Origin of the sequence: Aquipseudomonas alcaligenes (genome assembly GCF_003205495.1) — a bacterium.
GTDB classification, from domain to species: domain Bacteria; phylum Pseudomonadota; class Gammaproteobacteria; order Pseudomonadales; family Pseudomonadaceae; genus Aquipseudomonas; species Aquipseudomonas alcaligenes_B.
Genome location: NZ_QJRX01000002.1, coordinates 229,418 through 248,506, shown reverse-complemented (window position 1 = coordinate 248,506; position 19,089 = coordinate 229,418). Strand labels below are relative to the sequence as shown.

The following is a 19,089-nucleotide window of genomic DNA, read 5'->3' as shown; positions in this document are numbered from 1 at the left end:
GCCTCTGGGAAGGGGTGTGCTTAGAGGCCGTGCATTCTAGCCTAAAGCGCCGCGCGACGGCACCCGTGGCGTGCGCTAGCAAAGCGGCGGAAATCTGTCGAGATATGGCGCCCTCCGGGCTTTGCGTATACTGCGCCGATGTTTGCACACACCGCGTTGCGCATCCGCTCGGCCGCCTGCTGTCTGGCGGCCTGCATCCTCCTGCTGCTCGCTGGCTGCGACGGGGCTTCCGAGACCCGCCAACCCAGCACCCTCGAGCGCGTACAGGAGGAGGGTGTGCTTCGCGTGGTCACCCGCAACAGCCCGACCACCTACTTCCAGGACCGCAGCGGCGAAACCGGCTTCGAGTACGAGCTGGCCAAGCGCTTCGCCGATAGCCTGGGCGTCGAGCTGAAGATCGAGACCGCCGACAACCTCGACGACCTGTTCGCCCGCCTCAACCAGCCGAACGGCCCGGTGCTGGCCGCGGCCGGCCTGGTGGCCAGCGACGGGCGCAAGGCCCAGGCCAACTTCACCCGCGCCTACCTGGACGTCACTCCGCAGATCATCTACCGCAACGGTCAGCGCCGCCCCAGCCGCCCCGAGGACCTGATCGGCCGGCGCATCCTGGTGCTCAAGGGCAGCAGCCATGCCGAGCAGCTGGCCGAGCTGAAGAAGACCCTGCCGGACCTGCAGTACGAGGAGTCCACCGACGTCGAGGTGGTCGACCTGCTGCGCATGGTCGACGAGGGCCAGGTCGACCTGACCCTGGTCGACTCCAACGAGCTGGCGATGAACCAGGTGTACTTCCCCAACGTACGGGTCGCCTTCGACCTGGGCGAAGCGCGCAGCCTGGGCTGGGCGGTAGCCGCCGGCACGGACGACAGTCTGCTGCGCGAGGCCGACCACTTCCTCGCCCTGGTCGAGGAGAACGGCAGCCTGCAGCGCCTCAAGGAGCGCTACTACGGCCACGTCGACGTGCTCGGCTACGTCGGCGCCTACACCTTCGCCAAGCACCTGCAGCAGCGCCTTCCACGCTATGAGCAACATTTCAGGCAGGCCGCCGAGAAGTACAAAGTGGACTGGCGCCTGCTGGCCGCCATCGGCTACCAGGAGTCACTGTGGACCCCGGACGCCACCTCCAAGACCGGCGTGCGCGGCCTGATGATGCTGACCCAGAACACCGCACAGGCCATGGGCGTGGTCAACCGCCTGGACCCGCGGCAGAGCATCGCCGGTGGTGCCAAGTACTTCGCCCTGGTGCACAGCGGCCTGACCGAGGACATGAGCGAGCCGGACCGCACCTGGTTCGCCCTGGCCGCCTACAACATCGGCATCGCCCACCTGGCGGACGCGCGCAAGCTGGCACAGGCCGAGGGCCTCAACCCGAACAAGTGGCTGGACGTGCAGAAGATGCTGCCGCGCCTGGCGCAGAAGCGCTGGTACAGCAAGACCCGCTATGGCTACGCGCGCGGCGGCGAGACCGTGCACTTCGTGCGCAACGTGCGGCGCTACTACGACATCCTCAACTGGGTGACCCAGCCGCAGCTGGAAGGCACCCGCGTGGCCGAGAGCGGCCTGCATGTGCCGGGGGTGAACAAGACCATTCCCAAGGAAGAGCCGACCCAGCTGTAGCCCGGATGCAATCCGGGAAAGGCTGTGACCTGCTTCGGTCCCGGGATAGGCAACGCCAGCCCCGAAGACTACCTGTCGCCGCTGCGCCGCGCCTTGAAGAAGGCGCTGAGCATCTCGCCGCATTCCTGCGCCAGCAGCCCGCCCTCGATCAGCACCCGATGGTTGAGAAAATCCTGGGTGAAGAACTGGCCCCGACTGACCGCCACCCCGGCCTTGGGCTCGGTGGTGCCGTAGACCACCCGACTGACGCGCGAATGCACGATCAGCCCGGCGCACATGCTGCAGGGCTCCAGGGTCACGTACAGGGTGCTGCCGGGCAGGCGGTAGTTCTGCACGGCGCTGGCGGCGGCGCGGATCGCCACCATCTCGGCGTGGGCACTGGGGTCACTGGTGGAGATCGGGCAGTTGAAGCCGCGGCCGATCACCTCGCCGTCCTGTACCAGCACGGCGCCCACCGGCACCTCGCCCCTTTGTGCCCCCTCGGCGGCCAGCGCCAGCGCCTCGCGCATGAAACGCTCATCCTGGCTGCGGTCGATGATCTTCGGTTGGCGCATCAGACCACCTCGATGGCGGCCATCAGGCCGGTTTCCATATGGTCGATCACATGGCAGTGGAACATCCACACCCCCGGATTATCGGCGACGAAGGCGATGCGCGCCGTCTCGTTCTTGCCCAGCAGGTAGGTATCGGTGAAGTACGGCACTAGGTCCTTGCGATCGGAATCCAGCACCTTGAAGCTCATGCCGTGCAGGTGGATGGGGTGCTGGTACTGGGCCATGTTGCGCAGCACGAAGACGTAGTGGCCACCGCGCTTGAGGCTGGCGATGGGCCGCTCGGCGCAGGTCTTGTCGTTGATGTCCCAGGCCTGGCCGTTGATCTGCCAGTACCTGTAGCTGCCGCCTTTGGCCACGTCGCCAGACAGCGCCGCCGCCCACTCGAAGTTGAAACGCAGGGTCTCGGCCCGGGACAGGTCCGGCTCGGCCAGCGGGTTGGCCGGCAAGGCCGGCGGCCAGTCGCCCGACGCCTCGGCGCTGGTCACACTCCTGATGGTCGCCAGGCGCAGCGGGCCGTTGCGCAGCGGCAGCTCGATGCCGGCGGCCGGCACCCTGAGCGCCAGGTCGAGGCGCATGCCCGGGCCCAGCCAGTAATCCTTGCCCAGCGGGCGCGGCGCCACGGGGTTGCCATCCAGCGCGTAGATGCGCGCCTCACCGCCCGGCAGGTTGAGGCGGTAGGTGATGGTGTTGTCGACGTTGATCAGGCGCAGGCGCACCACCTGGCCTGCCGGCAGCTCCAGGGTCGGGTTGGGCACGCCATTGACGGTCGACAGGCGCCCGCGGGTACCCTCGCGGGCGGCCTGGCGCGGCACCAGGAAGTCGCTGAAGGCGCCCTGCTCGTCCACGTGCCAGGTTTTCAGGCACAGCGTGCGCTCGTGGCGAAAGCCGCTCGGCTCGCGCTCCTCGACGATCAACGGCCCGACCAGACCACGACCCAGCTGCTCGGCGCTGGCGGTGTGCGGGTGGTACCAGTAGCTGCCGGCGTCCGGGCAGACGAAGTCGTAGTCGAAGTACTCGCCGGGCTTGACCGGCAGTTGCGAGACGTAGGGCACGCCGTCCATCTCCAGCGGCAGGCGGATGCCGTGCCAGTGGATGGTGGTCTCCACTTCCAGCCGGTTGACGAAGCGCACGCGCAGACGCTCGCCCTGGCGGCAGCGCAGCTCCAGGCCCGGGGCCTGGCCGCCGTAGGCCCAGGCCGGGGTCTGGTGCCCCGGCACCAGCTCCAGGTCCAGCGGCGCGGCGATCAGCTCGTAGTCATGGGTCGCCAGGTTCTGCGGGCGGCCCAGCCAGTAGCGCACGCCAGCGGCGCCGAGACCGGCCACGCCGAGGCCGACCAGGCCGGCGAGGACCTGTCTGCGGGTCAATTTCATCGATCACCTACGCGAGCGGCACAGGCGCCGATCCCGGCTCGGCGCCTGGAGCAAATGGGAAGCAGCCTCATTTTATTCGGCAGCCTCCGACAAAGTCGAACGCCGCGATGTCGCAGCTACCAGAACCACAGCGCCAGGGCGGCGGCAATCAGCAGCGCGGCGCTGCCGCGGCGCCAGCCGCCGCCCAGCGGCAGCAGCTTCTCCACCAGCACCAGCAGGCTGAGCAGTGCCATCCCCCACAGGCTCATAGCGCCGACCGCCAGCAGGATCAGCATCAGCGCCCAGCAGCAGCCCAGGCAGTACAGACCGTGGTGCAGGCCGGTCCGCCAGGCCCCAGCCAGGCCTGGGCGGGCATGGTGCTGGAGGAATTGCAGCGGACTCTGGCAATGCTGGAGGCAGGCCGCCTTGGCCTGGCTCAGCTGGTAGAGCCCGGCCAGCGCCAGGGCCGCGGCGCCCAACGCCGGCGGCAGGCGCAGGCTCATCGGGTCGAGTATTCCAGCACGCTCGCCGAGCGCCTGCACGACGCTCATGAGCAGGGCGAAGCCCGCCCAGATCGCTGCGTAGGCCAGGCAGAACAACCACAGCTTGGCCACCCGCTGGCGGTCGCGCAGCAGGCAACGGCGATAGAGCAGGATCATCGGCAGGGCCGCCGGCAGCATCATCGCCAGCATCATCGCCAGCCACATGGCGAAGGCCAGCAGGCCCTGCAGCGACAGCCAGTCGGTCGGCGGCATGTGCATCTCGCCCATGGCCGCCATGCGCGCCGCCTCGCGGGCCGTCCAGTACCAGCCGAGCGCGCCGAGCGACAGCACGCCGGCGGCCGCGACAGCGGCGCCCCAGTCGATGCGACTAGGCGCGAATGATGCCACTGGGCCCCATGTGCAGGTCGTAGAGCATGGCGTTGCTGCCGGCATAGTCCAGGGCGATAGCCCCAGTGGTGCGGAAGGTGGCACTGGCACAGTCGGCCTCAGCGAACTCGAAACCCTCCGGCAGCACCACCTTGGCCCGATGCATGGAGCCATCCATGGGGTTGCGGATCGGCTCGACCCGCCCGTCGATGGCGCCGGGCACACGGATGCTGGCGGTAAGCGCGGTGCGATCGGTGCGCACCTCGACCGGCACGAACTGCGGCGCATGCATGGTCACCACCGTGCTGGCGAAGATGGCGAAGAAGGCCGTCGGCTCCTGCTCCTGGCCACTGAGGATGGTCAGCAGGGCCTGGCGCTGCGCCTCGCTGGCCCGCTCGTCGATAAAGGCCTGGCACTGCCCCTGCCCCTCGTGGATCGGCCCAGGCCAGGCAAAGGTGCAGGCCACGTTCAAGTCATCCAGGGGAGTGTCGGCGAAGTGCCCCTCGACGATGTGAAAGCCCACCGCCGCCTCGCACTTGCCGTGGGTGGGCAAGGCATTGAACTGGCAGGGGCAACCAAAATCGCAGTTGCACAGGTCCACTCCGGGGCCGCGCAGACGCCAATCGACATAAGTGGCCATGAGCATTCCTCAGCAGCAGGGAATCCTAGTTTCAGCTTATGGCGCACCAGGTCCGGCATTAGACGGAATCGGCATCTGGCCCAAGCTGCTCAGCCACGCAGCGAATAATTGCGGGCAACAAAAAGGGCAGCTCGCGCTGCCCTTTTCGCCCCTGGCGGATCACTCCCACTCGATGGTCGCCGGCGGCTTGCTCGACACGTCGTAGGTGACCCGGGAGATGCCTTCGATCTCGTTGATGATGCGGTTGGAGACCTTCTCCAGCAGCTCGTAGGGCAGGTGCGCCCAACGCGCGGTCATGAAGTCGATGGTCTCCACGGCGCGCAGGGCCACGACCCAGGCGTAGCGCCGGCCGTCGCCGACCACGCCGACCGATTTCACCGGCTGGAACACCACGAAGGCCTGGCTGGTCTTGTGGTACCAGTCGAAGTTGCGCAGCTCCTCGATGAAGATGTGGTCGGCCAGACGCAGCAGGTCGGCGTACTCCTTCTTCACCTCGCCGAGGATGCGCACGCCCAGGCCCGGGCCCGGGAAGGGGTGGCGGTAGACCATGTCGTAGGGCAGGCCCAGCTCCAGGCCGATCTTGCGCACTTCGTCCTTGAACAGCTCGCGCAGCGGCTCGACCAGGGAGAACTGCATGTCCTCCGGCAGGCCGCCGACGTTATGGTGGCTCTTGATCACGTGGGCCTTGCCGGTCTTGGCGCCGGCCGACTCGATCACGTCCGGGTAGATGGTGCCCTGGGCGAGGAACTTCACGTCCTTGAGCTTGGTGGCTTCCTGGTCGAACACCTCGATGAAGGTGCGGCCGATGATCTTGCGCTTCTCTTCCGGGTCGCTGACGCCGGCCAGGCGGCCGAGGAACAGCTCTTCGGCGTTGGCGCGGATCACCTTGACGCCCATGTTCTCGGCGAACATGGCCATCACCTGGTCGCCTTCCTGGTGGCGCAGCAGACCGTTGTCGACGAACACGCAGGTCAGCTGGTCGCCGATGGCCTTGTGCAGCAGGGCCGCGACCACCGAGGAGTCGACGCCGCCGGACAGGCCCAGCAGCACCTTGGAAGAGCCGACCTGGGCACGCACGGTGGCGATGGCGTCTTCGACGATGTTGGCCGGGGTCCACAGGGCCGCGCAGCCGCAGATGTCGAGGATGAAGCGCGAGAGGATACGCCCGCCCTGCTTGGTGTGGGTCACTTCCGGGTGGAACTGCACGCCGTAGTAGGCGCGGCTGTCGTCAGCCATGGCGGCGATCGGGCAGCTCGGGGTGCTGGCGAGGATGTGGAAGCCGGCGGGCATGGCGGTGACCTTGTCGCCGTGGCTCATCCACACGTCGAGGCCGAGCACGCCGTCGGCGTCCACGTGGTCCTCGATGCCGTCGAGCAGGCGCGCCTTGCCGACCACGTCGACGCGGGCGTAGCCGAACTCGCGCAGGTCGGAGCCTTCCACCTTGCCGCCGAGCTGCTCGGCCATGGTCTGCATGCCGTAGCAGATGCCGAACAGCGGCACGCCCAGATCGAATACCGCCTGCGGCGCGCGCGGGCTGCCCGCCTCATGCACCGACTCCGGACCGCCGGCGAGGATGATGCCGCGCGGGGCGAAGGCGCGGATGGCGGCGTCGTCCATGTCGAACGGGTGGATCTCGCAGTACACGCCGATCTCGCGCACGCGGCGGGCGATCAGCTGGGTGTACTGGGAACCGAAATCCAGGATCAGGATGCGGTGGGCGTGAATGTCATGATGGGCCATGGCCGTCTCTCGTAGCGGAATTCACAAATGACACGGGGCTGATTAGTCAGCCCCGTGTCGATTCAATGCCGTGGATTAACCCACGCGGTAGTTCGGGGCTTCCTTGGTGATCTGCACATCGTGCACGTGCGACTCGGCCATGCCGGCGCCGGTGATGCGCACGAACTCCGGCTTGGTGCGCATCTCGTCGATGGTGGCGCAGCCGGTGTAGCCCATGGAGGCGCGCAGGCCACCCATCAGCTGGTGCACGATGGCGCTCATCGCGCCCTTGTACGGCACGCGGCCTTCGATGCCTTCCGGCACCAGCTTCTCGGCGCCGGCCGAGGAGTCCTGGAAGTAGCGGTCGGAGGAACCCTGGGCCTGGGCCATGGCGCCCAGCGAGCCCATGCCGCGGTAGGCCTTGTAGGAACGGCCCTGGAACAGCTCGACCTCGCCCGGGGCCTCTTCGGTACCGGCCAGCATGGAGCCGATCATCACGGCGGAGGCGCCGGCGACTATGGCCTTGGACAGGTCACCGGAGAAGCGGATGCCACCGTCGGCGATCAGCGGCACGCCGGTGCCGGCCAGGGCCGCAGCGACGTTGGCCACGGCGGAAATCTGCGGTACGCCGACGCCGGCGACGATGCGGGTGGTGCAGATCGAGCCCGGGCCGATGCCGACCTTGACGCCGTCGGCGCCGGCCTCGACCAGGGCCTTGGCGGCGTCACCGGTGGCGATATTGCCGCCGATCACCTGGACTTCCGGGAAGTTCTCCTTGACCCAGCGTACGCGGTCGATCACACCCTTGGAGTGGCCGTGGGCGGTGTCGACGATGATCACGTCGACGCCGGCGGCGACCAGCGCGCCGACGCGGTCGGCGGTATCGGCACCGGTGCCGACGGCGGCGCCGACGCGCAGGCGACCCTGGTCGTCCTTGCTGGCCAGCGGGTAGGCCTTGGCCTTCTCGATGTCCTTGACGGTCATCATGCCCTTGAGGGCGAAGGCGTCGTCGACGATCAGCACCTTCTCGATGCGGTGCTTGTGCAGCAGCTCGCGCACGGCTTCCTTGGTGGCGCCTTCCTTGACCGTGACCAGGCGCTCCTTCGGCGTCATCACGTCGCGCACCAGGGCGTCCAGGCGGTTCTCGAAGCGTACGTCGCGGGAGGTGACGATGCCGACCAGGTCGCCGTTGGAGAGCACCGGCACGCCGGAGATGTTGTGCTGGCGGGTCAGCTCGAACAGGTCGCGCACGGTGGCGTCGGCCTCGATGGTGATCGGGTCCTTGACCACGCCGGCCTCGAATTTCTTGACCTTGCGCACCTCGGCAGCCTGCTGCTCGATGGTCATGTTCTTGTGGATGATGCCGATGCCGCCTTCCTGGGCCATGGCGATGGCCAGGCGCGCTTCGGTGACGGTATCCATGGCTGCGGACAGCAGCGGGATATTCAGCTCGATGCCACGGGTCAGGCGGGTCTTCAGGCTGACGTCCTTGGGCAGGACTTCGGAATAACCGGGGATGAGCAGAACGTCGTCGAAGGTCAGTGCTTCTTGGCTGATGCGCAGCATGGCGGGGCTCCCGGGAGGGAAAAATAAGAAGCGCGGCATTATACCCAGCCACCGCCCTTCGCTCAATGGCGACTCGCCGCTCAGCCGTCCACCCGCACCAGGCGTACGGGAAAGCCCAGGCGCTCGGCAAACTGCTCCAGCAAGGCCGGCGAAAAGCACTCGGGCGGCCAGCCATTGAAGACGAAGGCCAGGTTGGAGAAGGCGCAGGGTTGCAGGAACAGGAAACCGTTGATGTCGTCTTCATGGCCGCACTCGGGGCAGGTGAAGTTGTCGCTCACCCCGGCCGACCACTCGTCCAGGCCCTCGAACAGCGCCACGCCGACTTCCTGGCGGCACTCCGGGCAGCCGGCCTCCTCGAGGAAGTCACGGGTCGGTGTGTAGATGCAGCGTTTGGTCACCACCTGCAGGCCGTTGCAGGGCTGGCCGAACGGCAGGCGCTCGGCATGCAGCAGGCGCCGCGCGCCTTCGTCGATGGCATGCCCCATGCCGTTGCCGAGGCGCCCGCAGGTGCTCTGCTGCGCTGCCACCAGGCGCTGGCCCGCAAGCCAGCGCAGCATCAGGCGCGCCCTGGCCTCGGCCTCGGGCAGGCTGGAAATCTTCGGTACCAGGATGCTCTGTATCGCACTCATGACTGCAAGGATGGCCGAAACGGCCGCGCAGTCTAATGCCCCGCGCGACTTTGGGCACGCCGGCCAACCCGCTATGATGCCGGCCATGATTACCGACCCGTTCCAGCGCCTGGGCCTCGATCGCGAGGCCCTCAGCGTCAGCCAGCTGAACAACCGCGCCCGCCTGCTGCTGGAGGACGTGTTCGCCCAGGTGTGGGTCGAAGGCGAGATTTCCAACCTGGCCAGGCCGGCCTCCGGCCACATCTATTTCACCCTCAAGGACAGCCAGGCCCAGGTGCGCTGCGCGCTGTTCCGGCAGAACGCCGCCCGCGTGCGCCAGGCCCTGCGCGAAGGCCTGGCGGTGAAGGTGCGCGGCAAGGTCTCGCTGTTCGAGGGGCGTGGCGACTACCAGCTGATCCTCGACAGCGTCGAGCCGGCCGGCGACGGCGCCCTGCGCCTGGCCTTCGAGGCGCTCAAGGAGAAACTGACCGCCGAAGGTCTGTTCGCCAGCGAGCGCAAGCGCGCCCTGCCCGCCCACCCGCAGCGTATCGGCATCGTCAGCTCGCCGACCGGCGCGGTGATTCGCGACATCATCAGCGTGTTCCGCCGCCGCGCACCGCAGGTGACGCTGACCCTGGTGCCCACCGCCGTGCAGGGCCGCGAGGCCACCGCGCAGATCGTCCGCGCCCTGCAGCTGGCCGACCGCGCCGGCTTCGACGCGATCATCCTGGCCCGTGGCGGCGGCTCGCTGGAGGACCTCTGGTGCTTCAACGAGGAGGCCGTGGCACGCGCCGTGGCGGCCTGCGCCACCCCCATCGTCAGCGCCGTCGGCCACGAGACCGACGTGTCGATCAGCGACTTCGTCGCCGACGTGCGCGCGCCGACGCCCTCGGCCGCCGCCGAGCTGCTGGCCCCGGACAGTTCCGACCTGCAGCGCCGCCTGGACAGCCTCAGCCGCCGCCTGGCCCTGACCCTGCAGACCCGCCTGAGCCGAGAGCAGCTGCGCCTGGACAGCCTGAGCCGACGCCTGCGCCACCCCGGCGAGCGCCTGCGCCAGCAGGCCCAGCGCCTGGACGACCTGGACATGCGCCTGCGCAGGGCATTTCAACAGCAGCTGCACAGCCGCCACGAACGCCTGGCGCGCCTGGATACCCGCCTGGCCGCGCAGCACCCGGGCCGCGCCCTGGCCCTGCTGCGCCAGCGCCTGGACAGCCTGGCCACCCGCCTGCCGCGCGCCATCGAGCTGCAACTGCGCCAGCAGCGCCAGCAGCTGGAAAATCTCGCGCAAACGCTGCATATCGTCAGCCCGCTGGCCACCCTCGGCCGCGGCTACAGCATCCTCCTCGACGAGCGCGGCCAGGCCGTGCGCGCCGCCAGCCAGACCCGCCCCGGGCAGCGCCTCAAGGCGCGCCTGGGAGAAGGCGAACTGGAAGTGCGGGTCGAGGACAACCACCTCACCCCGGTGACCCTGTCGCTGCTCGATTAACCCTCATGCGGGTGGATAGGCCTAACGCCATCCCCCCTACGGACACCCCATGCGCCTGCTCAGCCTGACCCTCCTCTGCTGCCTCGCCCTGCCCGTGCATGCCGAAGGCTTCCTCACCCGCCTGCTGCACAAGCCGGTGCCCGGCGGCGTGGCCGTGCTCGACCTGGGCGACGCCCCCAGCGCACCGCAGGCGCGCTACCAGGGCAAGCCGGTGCTGGTGGTGAAGGAAGAAGGCCGGCGCTGGATCGCCATCGTCGGCATCCCGTTGACGGTCAAGCCGGGCACGCAGCAGATCGAGGCGAACGGCCAGGCGCTGAGTTTCACAGTCGGCACCAAGTACTACCGCGAGCAGCGCATCACCCTGAAGAACCAGGAACAGGTCAACCCGAGCGCGAAGAATCTGGCGCGCATCGAGCGCGAGCTGGCCGAGCAGACCCGCGCCTACCAGCAGTTCAGCCCGCGCCAGCCGAGCAACCTGCTGTTCGACAAGCCGGTCGACGGCCCGCTGTCCTCGCCCTTCGGCCTGCGCCGCTTCTTCAACGGCGAGGAGCGCAACCCGCACTCCGGCCTGGACTTCGCCGTCGGTGCCGGCACGCCGATCAAGGCACCGGCGGCCGGCCGGGTGATCCTGGTCGGCGACTACTTCTTCAACGGCAAGACCGTATTCGTCGACCACGGCCAGGGCCTGATCAGCATGTTCTGCCACCTGTCCAAGGTCGATGTGCAACTGGGCCAGGAACTGCCGCGCGGTGGCCTGGTCGGCCGCGTCGGCGCCACCGGCCGCGCCACCGGCCCGCACCTGCACTGGAACGTCAGCCTCAACGACGCGCGGGTCGATCCGGCGATCTTCATCGGCGCATTCAAGCCCTGAGCAAGACACCGTTCGTCAGTTTTCCTCGCCATCCATTCAAGCTCCTCGGCAAACCGCCGACTTCACCGATGAGGCCGGAAACTCGCCCGGCCGACCTGCGTGTGAGCCGACTGGATGCTGACGGTCAATACCAACATCGCCTCGTCGTTCACGCGTCGCCAATTGGAAAGCAACACCAAGGGGCTCGACACCTCGCTGCAGCGCCTGTCCACGGGACAGCGCATCAATAGCGCGAAGGATGACGCCGCCGGATTGCAGATTTCCAACCGCCTCACCTCCCAGGTGCGCGGACTTAATGTGGCAACGCGTAACGCGAATGACGCCATTTCGCTGCTACAGGTAGCGGAAGGCGCCCTGCAGACTGTTTCCGACTCACTGCAGCGGGTTCGCTCGCTCGGCTTACAGGCAATGAACGGCTCCAACGGAGCAAGCGAGCGCAAGGCACTCAACCAGGAAGCCCAGCAGCTCCTTCAGGAAATCAACAGGCTCAACGAGACCACGACTTTCGCCGGCCGCAAGGTATTTGACCAAGGCGACTTCTCGGCCCTGGGCGATTTGGACAGACGGGCCATTCTCAACGGCCTGAAAGGTTATTGGCTGAACGAGGCCGAGCAACTGGTCCTCAATAGCTTCGGCATCCAGGGCGATGGCTCAACCCTCACCGTCAACCTGGATTTCACCGATGGTGCAGGCAATGTGCTGGCTTCTGTCTCGGGAACCGGCGGAGCCGGTGGCAAGGTCGACAACCAGTCCCTCAACATCGACCTGGCGGACTTTCTACCTGCCAACCTGCCCAATGGCGGCAGCGCCCCTTACTACAACGACCGCATCATCGCCCATGAAATGGTTCACGCCATCATGGGCCGCAGCATGAACTTCACGGCACTGCCGAACTGGTTCAAGGAGGGCGCTGCCGAAGCCATCCATGGTGCCGATGAGCGGCTGTCCGGCGATACCGCCGGCGGCACCAGCACTGCCGCAATCGTTGCCGCCTTCAACGCAGACGATGTCAGCGCCTCCGCCGGCTATTCCGGGGGCTATGCCGCGGTTCGCTACATGCATGATCGGATCAAGGCGGCAGGCGGGGAAGGCATCAAGGACATCATGCAGTACCTCAACCGGAACCCCGGCTCCACTCTCAATGCGGCGCTGGCCAATGCGAGTAACGGCGCCTTCACCGGAGAAGCCGACTTCGACACAAAATTCAACGCAGACGCGGCAACCTATGTCGCCTCACTGGACCTGACGAACGAAGACACTGGCGCCATAGGCGGCTTCGACGCTGATCGCCGCGAGGTGCGAACCGCCCAGAATGTACTCCCCAACCAAGGCGCTGGCAGCAAGCTGACCCGGGGGTTCAATGTCGATCTGCCAGAACTCTTCAACGCCGAGGGAGTGGGTGGCAACACACTGGTGAAATTCCAAATTGGCGCCAATGCCTACGAGACACTGGAGATTGGTTTCGGCTCGTTCAATGTGGACAGCATGGCGCTCAGCAATCTGGATTTGATCGACAATCCGGGCATCGCCGTACTCGATATAGACGACGCACTGGCCTATATCGACCGCCAGCGAGCCAACATGGGTGCAGTGCAAAATCGCCTGGAGTCGACCATCGCCAATCTGCAGAATATTGCGGAAAATGCAGCGGCCAGCCGCTCCCGCATCCTGGATACCGACTACGCTGCCGAGACCGCCAACCTCACCTCCAAGCAAATCATCCAGCAAGCCGCTCAGAGTGTCCTGGCCCAGGCCAACCAGCGCCCCCAGGCTGTACTGAACCTGCTGAGCTGATCGCCGGACAAGCAAAACGCAAAAAACCACGTCACACCGCAATAAGAAACCAGCATAAAGCATAGCGCGCGATTTTTATGCGTTTTCCTACCAAGCCTTGCCAGCTTTAACCTCTGGCAGTAGGGTTGTCAGCATGAAAACGGCCCATACCCTCATTCTTCTGCGTCAACACGCCTGCCAGCGCCTGGTCAGTCCGCGACTGCGTGGCTGAACCGCCTCCCCCGCCATTCGCCCTCTTTCGATTGACCCGGCCTGCTGCTGCCCAAGGATTTCCGCCATGACCATGCTCAAAGACCCGTCGAAGAAGTACCGCGCCTTCACCCCGATCCAGTTGCCGGACCGCACCTGGCCGGACAAGACCATCGACAAGGCGCCGATCTGGCTGTCCACCGACCTGCGCGACGGCAACCAGTCGCTGATCGAGCCGATGGATGCCGAGAAGAAGATGCGCTTCTTCAAGTGCCTGGTCGCCGTGGGCCTGAAGGAGATCGAAGTGGGCTTCCCGTCCGCCTCGCAGACCGACTTCGACTTCGTCCGCGAGCTGATCGAGGGCGGCCATATCCCCGATGACGTGACCATCCAGGTGCTGACCCAGGCCCGCGAGGACCTCATCACCCGCACCTTCGAGTCGCTCAGGGGCGCCAAGCGCGCCATCGTCCACTACTACAACGCCACCGCGCCGAGCTTCCGCCGCATCGTCTTCAACCAGGACAAGGCCGGCGTGATCGAGATCGCCACCCACGCCGCGCAGATCATCAAGCGCCTGGCCGCGGCGCAGCCGGAAACCCAGTGGGGCTTCGAGTACTCGCCGGAAGTGTTCAGCTCCACCGAGACCGACTTCGCCGTCGAGGTGTGCAACGCGGTGATCGGCGTGTTCCAGCCGACCCCGGCCAAGCGCCTGATCCTCAACCTGCCGGCCACCGTCGAGTGCGCCACGCCGAACCACTACGCCGACCAGATCGAGTGGTTCTGCCGCCATGTCGATAAGCGCGACAGCCTGATCATCAGCCTGCACACCCACAACGACCGCGGCACCGGCGTGGCCGCCTCGGAGCTGGCGCTGATGGCCGGCGCCGACCGCGTGGAAGGCTGCCTGTTCGGCAACGGCGAGCGCACCGGCAACCTCTGCCTGGTGACCATGGCGCTGAACATGTACACCCAGGGCATAGACCCGCAGCTGGACTTCTCCGACATCGATGCCGTGCGCAAGGTGGTCGAGGAGTGCAACCAGCTGCCGGTGCACCCGCGCCATCCGTACGTCGGCGACCTGGTCCACACCGCCTTCTCCGGCTCGCACCAGGACGCCATCCGCAAGGGCTTCGCCCAGCAGGACCCGCAAGGCATCTGGGAAGTGCCCTACCTGCCGATCGACCCGGCCGACATCGGCCGCGACTACGAGGCGGTGATCCGGGTGAACAGCCAGTCCGGCAAGGGCGGCATCACCTTCCTGCTCGAGCAGGAATACGGCATCAGCCTGCCGCGCCGCCTGCAGATCGAGTTCAGCCAGGTAGTGCAACGCGAGACCGACCGCCTCGGCCTGGAAATGACCGCCCAGCAGATCTACGGACTGCTGCAGAGCGAATACCTGCAAGCCGATGCGCCCTACGCGCTCAAGGGCCATCGCCTGCAGGAAGAGAACGGCATCTGCACCGTCGACGTCGACGTCACTTTCGACGGCGAGGCGCGACGCAAGCACGGCAGCGGCAAGGGCCCGCTGGAGGCGCTGGTCGCCGCCCTGCCGCAGAACATCGAGATCATGGACTACCACGAGCACGCCATCAGCGCCGGCACCAACGCCCAGGCCGTGGCCTACATCGAGGTCCGCCTCAACGGTGGCCGCCCGCTGCACGGCATCGGCATCGACGAGAACCTCACCACCGCGACCTTCCGCGCCCTGTTCAGTGCGCTCAACCGCGCCCTGGCCCAGGAGGCCGACAAGGCCGCCGCGGCCTGATCGGCCAGCAGCAGCGAGCAAGGGGGGGCTAGGCCCCCTTTTTGCTGTCCGCATCTTTGGGCATGCAGTCGGCAGGATTGGGCAAGCGCCTGACTCACCATTGGCCTAGCCTCTCCCTCGGCTCATCGCATCGCCCAGGAGGCCACCATGCACAAGACCCTCGCCTACGCCGCCCAGGCCCCACACACCCCGCTGGCTCCCTTCGAGATCCAGCGCCGAGCCGTCGGCCCGGATGACGTGGCCATCGACATCCTCTACTGCGGCGTCTGCCATTCGGACCTGCACACCGCGCGCAACGAATGGCACAACACCCGCTACCCCTCGGTGCCGGGCCACGAGATCGTCGGCAGGGTCACGGCCGTCGGCAGCCAGGTCTCCAGGTTCAAGGTCGGCGACGTCGCCGGCGTCGGCTGCATGGTCGACAGCTGCCGGCACTGCGCCTCCTGCCACGACAGCCTCGAGCAGTATTGCGAGAGCGGTTTCACCGGCACCTACAACGGCCCGGTGTTCGGCGGCGAGAACACCTTCGGCGGCTACTCCCAGCACATAGTGGTCGACCAGCGCTTCGTCCTGCGCATCAGCCATACCGACAACCTGGCGGCCGTCGCCCCGCTGCTGTGCGCCGGCATCACCACCTACTCGCCGCTGCGCCAGTGGCAGGTCGGCCCGGGTCAGAAGGTCGGCATCGTCGGCCTTGGCGGCCTCGGCCACATGGGGGTGAAGATTGCCGCGGCCATGGGCGCCCGCGTGGTGCTGTTCACCACCTCGCCGAACAAGCGCGAAGACGCCCTGCGCCTGGGCGCCAGCGAAGTGGTGGTGTCGAAGAATGCCGAGGAGATGGCGGCCCACGCCAATAGCTTCGACTTCATCCTCAACACCGTGGCCGCGCCACACGACCTCAACCCCTTCCTCAACCTGCTCAAGCGCGACGCCACCCTGTGCCTGGTCGGCGCCCCGGACTCACCGCACCCGCCGGCGGACGTGTTCGGCCTGATCTTCAAGCGCCGCCGCATCGCCGGCTCGCTGATCGGTGGCATCGCCGAGACCCAGGAGATGCTCGACTTCTGCGCCGCGCACAAGATCGTCGCGGACATCGAGATGATCCCCATGCAGGCGATCAACCAGGCCTACGAGCGCATGCTGAAAAGCGATGTGAAGTATCGCTTCGTCATCGATATGGCTTCACTCTGAGTGAACGCACGACCGCCCTGCCCGGCGGTCGTGCTGCCACGGCGAGACGCTCTAGACTGGAAAAGAACCCGTCAAGGAGCGATGCCATGTTCTCGCCGCTGCGCAGTCTGCTGTTTGTCCTGACGCTGGCCTGCACGGGGCCCGTTCTGGCGGAAGACGTAGTGATGGCCTTCGGCGAGAAGATTCCGCCCTACTGCTTTCCGGAAAGCGACAGCGGCATCGAACTGGACGTCATCGGCGAGGCCCTTGCCTATCGCGGCCACCGCCTGAAACCACGCTACTACCCGCTGGCTCGCGTGCCCCTGGCCTTTCGCCAGGGTGAAGTGCAGGCGGCGATGACCGACCTCGGCCAGGATCTGAGCGCCCAGGGCGCCCACTATGGCGAGCCGGCCGTGCTCTATCGCAATGTGCTGATCACCCTGCAGGGACGCCGCCTGCAGGTAGAAAAGCCCGAAGACCTGCAGGGACTGAGCATCGTCGCCTTCCAGGGCGCCGCCAGGCGCTATCCAGAGTGGCTGAGCGCCAGCCAGGCCGTCGGGCTGTACTTCGAGCAGAACAATCAGGAGCTGCAGGTGCTGGGCCTGAACAAGGGCCGCTACGACGTGGTGCTGAGCGACCAGCGCATCTACCAGTATTTCGAGCAACTGCTCGAACGCACCACCCTGTTCAAGGCCAAGGCGGTGGAGTTTCACCCCTTCGTCAAGGAAGACCCGCAGGACTACCGTCCGCTGTTTCGCTCAGCGAAGATCCGCGACGACTTCAACGCCGGCCTGCGCCACCTCAAGGCCAGCGGCCGCTATCAGGCCATCTACGACAGCTACCTGAAGCAGCCCTGACTTACCGCAGCTCGAAGGCATCCGCATCCAGGTAGGCCGGAAAGCGCTCGCGATAGGCCGCCAGCTCGGCGGCCGACAGGCGCACGCGGAACACGCCGGCGGCAGCGCCCGGCGCCAGCAGGGTCTCGCCCTGGAAATCCAGCACCTGGGAATCGCCTGAGTAGGCATGGCCCTTGCCATCCGTGCCGATGCGATTGACCGCCGCCACGTAGCACAGGTTCTCGATGGCCCGCGCCGGCAGCAGGCGGTTCCAGTGGTGGCGGCGGGCGCCCGGCCAGTTGGCGGTATAGAGCAGCAGGTCGGTGTCCTGCGGATCGCGGCTCCACACCGGGAAACGCAGGTCGTAGCAGATCAGCGGGCGCACCTGCCAACCCTTCACGTCCAGCAGCACCTGCTCGCCACCGGCGGCGTAATGCTTGTGCTCGCCAGCCATGCGGAACAGGTGGCGCTTGTCGTAGTGCGCCAGCGACCCATCCGGGCGTGCCCACAGCAGGCGGTTGCGGTAGCTGCCGTCGGCGGCCTGGATGATCAGGCTGCCGGTCACTACCGCGCCGATACGCGCGGCCTGCTCGCGCAGCCACTGCGTGGTCGGGCCGTCTTCTGGCTCGGCCAGCTCGGCCGAGTGCATGGAGAAGCCGGTGCTGAACATCTCCGGCAACACCACCAGGTCGGCGCCACGGGCCTGGTCGAGCAGCGGCTCGAAGCGCGCGCGGTTGGCGGCGGGGTCGTGCCAGTCCAGTTCGCTCTGGATCAGCGCCAGTTCGAGGTCGGGCAACAGGCTCAGATCGCGCATAGTTTTTCCGCTGCCAGGCGCAGCGTCTCCTCGCGTTTGGCGAAACAGAAGCGCACCAGGCGCATGTCGGCCGGGGCCTGCTGGTAGAACACCGACACCGGGATGGCCGCCACGCCGTGCTCGCGGGTCAGCCACTCGGCCATGGCCACGTCGTCCAGGTCCGGGCGGATCGCCGAGTAGTCGGCCAGCTGGAAATAGGTGCCGGGCGCGCGGGTGAAGCGAAAACGCGAGCCGGCCAGCAGGTCGCAGAACAGGTCGCGCTTGGCCTGGTAGAAGGCCGGCAGCTCCTCCACATGTTGCGGGCATGCAGCCATGAAGTCGGCCAGGCCGTGCTGCAGCGGGGTCACGCCGCAGAAGTTGACGTACTGGTGGATCTTGCGCAGTTCGGCGGTCAACACCGGCGGCGCCACCACGTAGCCGGTCTTCCAGCCGGTGACGTGGTAGGTCTTGCCGAACGAGCTGACCACGAAGGCACGGGCGTACAGCTCCTCGTGGGCCAGCACGCTGGCGTGGCGGGCGCCGTCGAAGATCAGGTGCTCGTAGACCTCGTCGCTGATCACATGGATATCGCGGCCACGGATCAGCGCGGCCAGCCGATCGAGGTCGTCACGGCTGAGCAGCGCGCCGCTGGGGTTGTGCGGCGAGTTGAGGAAGATCAGGCGGGTACGCGGGGTGATGGCATCGGCCAGGCGCTGCCAGTCCACGGCGAAGTCCGGCAGGGCCAGCGGCACGTGCACGCAGCGACCGCCGGCCAGTTCCACCGAGGGCTCGTAGCTGTCGTAACAGGGATCGAGAACGATGGCCTCGTCGCCCGGATGGATCAGCGCCTGCACGGCACAGAAGATCGCCTCGGTGGCGCCGGGGGTGATGGTGATCTCGCTGTCGGCATCGCGCTGCACGCCGTAGCTGCGCGCGATCTTGGCCGCCACCTGCTGGCGCAGGGCCGGCAGGCCGGTCATCGGGCTGTACTGGTTGCGCCCCTCCAGCACATGGCGGGCCACGGCCTCGCGCAGGGCCTGTGGACCATCGAAATCGGGAAAACCCTGCGACAGGTTGATGGCGCCGACTTCCGCGGCGAGCTGGGACATGCGGGTGAAGATGGTGGTGCCGACATTGGGCAGCTTGCTGGCGAGCATCGGGACTTCCTGCTGGCATGGTGCGAGCCGCGAGGATAGCCGATGGCCGCCCCGGGATGCAGCAGCAGCACCAACGAAAAAGGCGCAGAAACTGCGCCTTTCAAGTAAC

Annotated in this window: 16 protein-coding genes; 7 read left to right on the top strand and 9 right to left on the bottom strand. The window is 67.0% G+C overall.

Going from position 1 to position 19,089, the window contains the following annotated elements:
• The first annotated feature begins 138 nt into the window (after positions 1–138).
• The gene (mltF, locus tag DMO17_RS03840; RefSeq protein ID WP_110680990.1) at positions 139–1,614 is read left to right on the top strand and encodes a membrane-bound lytic murein transglycosylase MltF; all 1,476 of its coding nucleotides are present in this window, start codon (positions 139–141) and stop codon (positions 1,612–1,614) included.
• A 68-nt stretch (positions 1,615–1,682) separates the two neighbouring features.
• On the opposite strand, the gene tadA is transcribed toward mltF, so the two are convergent.
• From tadA to DMO17_RS03805, 7 genes are all read right to left on the bottom strand, one after another.
• Entirely contained in the window at positions 1,683–2,168 is a 486-nt protein-coding gene (gene tadA / locus DMO17_RS03835; RefSeq protein ID WP_110680989.1) for a tRNA adenosine(34) deaminase TadA, read from the bottom strand.
• A complete protein-coding gene (locus DMO17_RS03830; RefSeq protein WP_110680988.1) occupies positions 2,168–3,538 on the bottom strand; it encodes a multicopper oxidase family protein in 1,371 nt (456 codons plus the stop codon). Before DMO17_RS03830 ends, tadA begins: the two co-directional genes overlap by 1 nt.
• A gap of 116 nt (positions 3,539–3,654) precedes the next feature.
• Positions 3,655–4,407: a DUF2182 domain-containing protein gene (locus DMO17_RS03825; protein ID WP_110680987.1), complete on the bottom strand. Its 753-nt coding sequence runs from the start codon at positions 4,405–4,407 to the stop codon at positions 3,655–3,657.
• Entirely contained in the window at positions 4,388–5,026 is a 639-nt protein-coding gene (locus DMO17_RS03820) for a DUF1326 domain-containing protein (protein ID WP_110680986.1), read from the bottom strand. Before DMO17_RS03820 ends, DMO17_RS03825 begins: the two co-directional genes overlap by 20 nt.
• A gap of 159 nt (positions 5,027–5,185) precedes the next feature.
• Positions 5,186–6,766, bottom strand: a complete 1,581-nt coding sequence (gene guaA, locus DMO17_RS03815; protein ID WP_110680985.1) for a glutamine-hydrolyzing GMP synthase — start codon at positions 6,764–6,766, stop codon at positions 5,186–5,188.
• 75 nt (positions 6,767–6,841) lie between these two features.
• On the bottom strand, positions 6,842–8,311 hold the full coding sequence (gene guaB / locus DMO17_RS03810; RefSeq protein ID WP_110680984.1) for an IMP dehydrogenase: 1,470 nt from the start codon (positions 8,309–8,311) through the stop codon (positions 6,842–6,844).
• Between the two features lie 80 nt (positions 8,312–8,391).
• On the bottom strand, positions 8,392–8,940 hold the full coding sequence (locus tag DMO17_RS03805) for a sugar ABC transporter ATPase (protein WP_110680983.1): 549 nt from the start codon (positions 8,938–8,940) through the stop codon (positions 8,392–8,394).
• Positions 8,941–9,025: 85 nt separating this feature from the next.
• Here DMO17_RS03805 and xseA point away from each other — a divergent pair, with 85 nt between their 5' ends.
• The 6 genes from xseA to DMO17_RS03775 all read left to right on the top strand — a co-directional run bounded on the left by xseA (position 9,026) and on the right by DMO17_RS03775 (position 17,051).
• A complete protein-coding gene (gene xseA / locus DMO17_RS03800; RefSeq protein ID WP_110681371.1) occupies positions 9,026–10,405 on the top strand; it encodes an exodeoxyribonuclease VII large subunit in 1,380 nt (459 codons plus the stop codon).
• Positions 10,406–10,454: 49 nt separating this feature from the next.
• The gene (locus DMO17_RS03795) at positions 10,455–11,276 is read left to right on the top strand and encodes a M23 family metallopeptidase (protein WP_110680982.1); all 822 of its coding nucleotides are present in this window, start codon (positions 10,455–10,457) and stop codon (positions 11,274–11,276) included.
• A gap of 114 nt (positions 11,277–11,390) precedes the next feature.
• The gene (locus DMO17_RS03790; protein ID WP_110680981.1) at positions 11,391–13,070 is read left to right on the top strand and encodes a flagellinolysin; all 1,680 of its coding nucleotides are present in this window, start codon (positions 11,391–11,393) and stop codon (positions 13,068–13,070) included.
• Positions 13,071–13,347: 277 nt separating this feature from the next.
• Complete coding sequence (leuA, locus tag DMO17_RS03785; protein WP_110680980.1) at positions 13,348–15,024, top strand: 2-isopropylmalate synthase; 1,677 nt, start codon at positions 13,348–13,350, stop codon at positions 15,022–15,024.
• Between the two features lie 147 nt (positions 15,025–15,171).
• Positions 15,172–16,215 (top strand): NAD(P)-dependent alcohol dehydrogenase, encoded by a 1,044-nt coding sequence (locus DMO17_RS03780; protein ID WP_110680979.1) that lies wholly within the window; start codon positions 15,172–15,174, stop codon positions 16,213–16,215.
• Positions 16,216–16,301: 86 nt separating this feature from the next.
• Positions 16,302–17,051: a substrate-binding periplasmic protein gene (locus tag DMO17_RS03775; protein WP_220034063.1), complete on the top strand. Its 750-nt coding sequence runs from the start codon at positions 16,302–16,304 to the stop codon at positions 17,049–17,051.
• Between the two features lies 1 nt (position 17,052).
• Here DMO17_RS03775 and DMO17_RS03770 read toward each other — a convergent pair whose 3' ends face one another.
• On the bottom strand, positions 17,053–17,844 hold the full coding sequence (locus DMO17_RS03770) for an amidohydrolase (RefSeq protein ID WP_181418727.1): 792 nt from the start codon (positions 17,842–17,844) through the stop codon (positions 17,053–17,055).
• Positions 17,832–18,980, bottom strand: a complete 1,149-nt coding sequence (locus tag DMO17_RS03765) for a pyridoxal phosphate-dependent aminotransferase (RefSeq protein ID WP_110680978.1) — start codon at positions 18,978–18,980, stop codon at positions 17,832–17,834. The genes DMO17_RS03770 and DMO17_RS03765 overlap by 13 nt, the downstream gene beginning before the upstream one ends.
• Between the last annotated feature and the right edge of the window lie 109 nt (positions 18,981–19,089).

What these genes read in the sequence shown, in the direction of transcription:
- mltF (WP_110680990.1), top strand. Translation starts at nt 139, where the DNA reads ATGTTTGCACACACCGCGTTGCGCATCCGCTCGGCCGCCTGCTGTCTG.
- tadA (WP_110680989.1), bottom strand. Translation starts at nt 2,168, where the DNA reads ATGCGCCAACCGAAGATCATCGACCGCAGCCAGGATGAGCGTTTCATG.
- DMO17_RS03830 (WP_110680988.1), bottom strand. Translation starts at nt 3,538, where the DNA reads ATGAAATTGACCCGCAGACAGGTCCTCGCCGGCCTGGTCGGCCTCGGC.
- DMO17_RS03820 (WP_110680986.1), bottom strand. Translation starts at nt 5,026, where the DNA reads ATGGCCACTTATGTCGATTGGCGTCTGCGCGGCCCCGGAGTGGACCTG.
- guaA (WP_110680985.1), bottom strand. Translation starts at nt 6,766, where the DNA reads ATGGCCCATCATGACATTCACGCCCACCGCATCCTGATCCTGGATTTC.
- guaB (WP_110680984.1), bottom strand. Translation starts at nt 8,311, where the DNA reads ATGCTGCGCATCAGCCAAGAAGCACTGACCTTCGACGACGTTCTGCTC.
- DMO17_RS03805 (WP_110680983.1), bottom strand. Translation starts at nt 8,940, where the DNA reads ATGAGTGCGATACAGAGCATCCTGGTACCGAAGATTTCCAGCCTGCCC.
- xseA (WP_110681371.1), top strand. Translation starts at nt 9,026, where the DNA reads ATGATTACCGACCCGTTCCAGCGCCTGGGCCTCGATCGCGAGGCCCTC.
- DMO17_RS03795 (WP_110680982.1), top strand. Translation starts at nt 10,455, where the DNA reads ATGCGCCTGCTCAGCCTGACCCTCCTCTGCTGCCTCGCCCTGCCCGTG.
- DMO17_RS03790 (WP_110680981.1), top strand. Translation starts at nt 11,391, where the DNA reads ATGCTGACGGTCAATACCAACATCGCCTCGTCGTTCACGCGTCGCCAA.
- leuA (WP_110680980.1), top strand. Translation starts at nt 13,348, where the DNA reads ATGACCATGCTCAAAGACCCGTCGAAGAAGTACCGCGCCTTCACCCCG.
- DMO17_RS03780 (WP_110680979.1), top strand. Translation starts at nt 15,172, where the DNA reads ATGCACAAGACCCTCGCCTACGCCGCCCAGGCCCCACACACCCCGCTG.
- DMO17_RS03775 (WP_220034063.1), top strand. Translation starts at nt 16,302, where the DNA reads ATGTTCTCGCCGCTGCGCAGTCTGCTGTTTGTCCTGACGCTGGCCTGC.
- DMO17_RS03770 (WP_181418727.1), bottom strand. Translation starts at nt 17,844, where the DNA reads ATGCGCGATCTGAGCCTGTTGCCCGACCTCGAACTGGCGCTGATCCAG.
- DMO17_RS03765 (WP_110680978.1), bottom strand. Translation starts at nt 18,980, where the DNA reads ATGCTCGCCAGCAAGCTGCCCAATGTCGGCACCACCATCTTCACCCGC.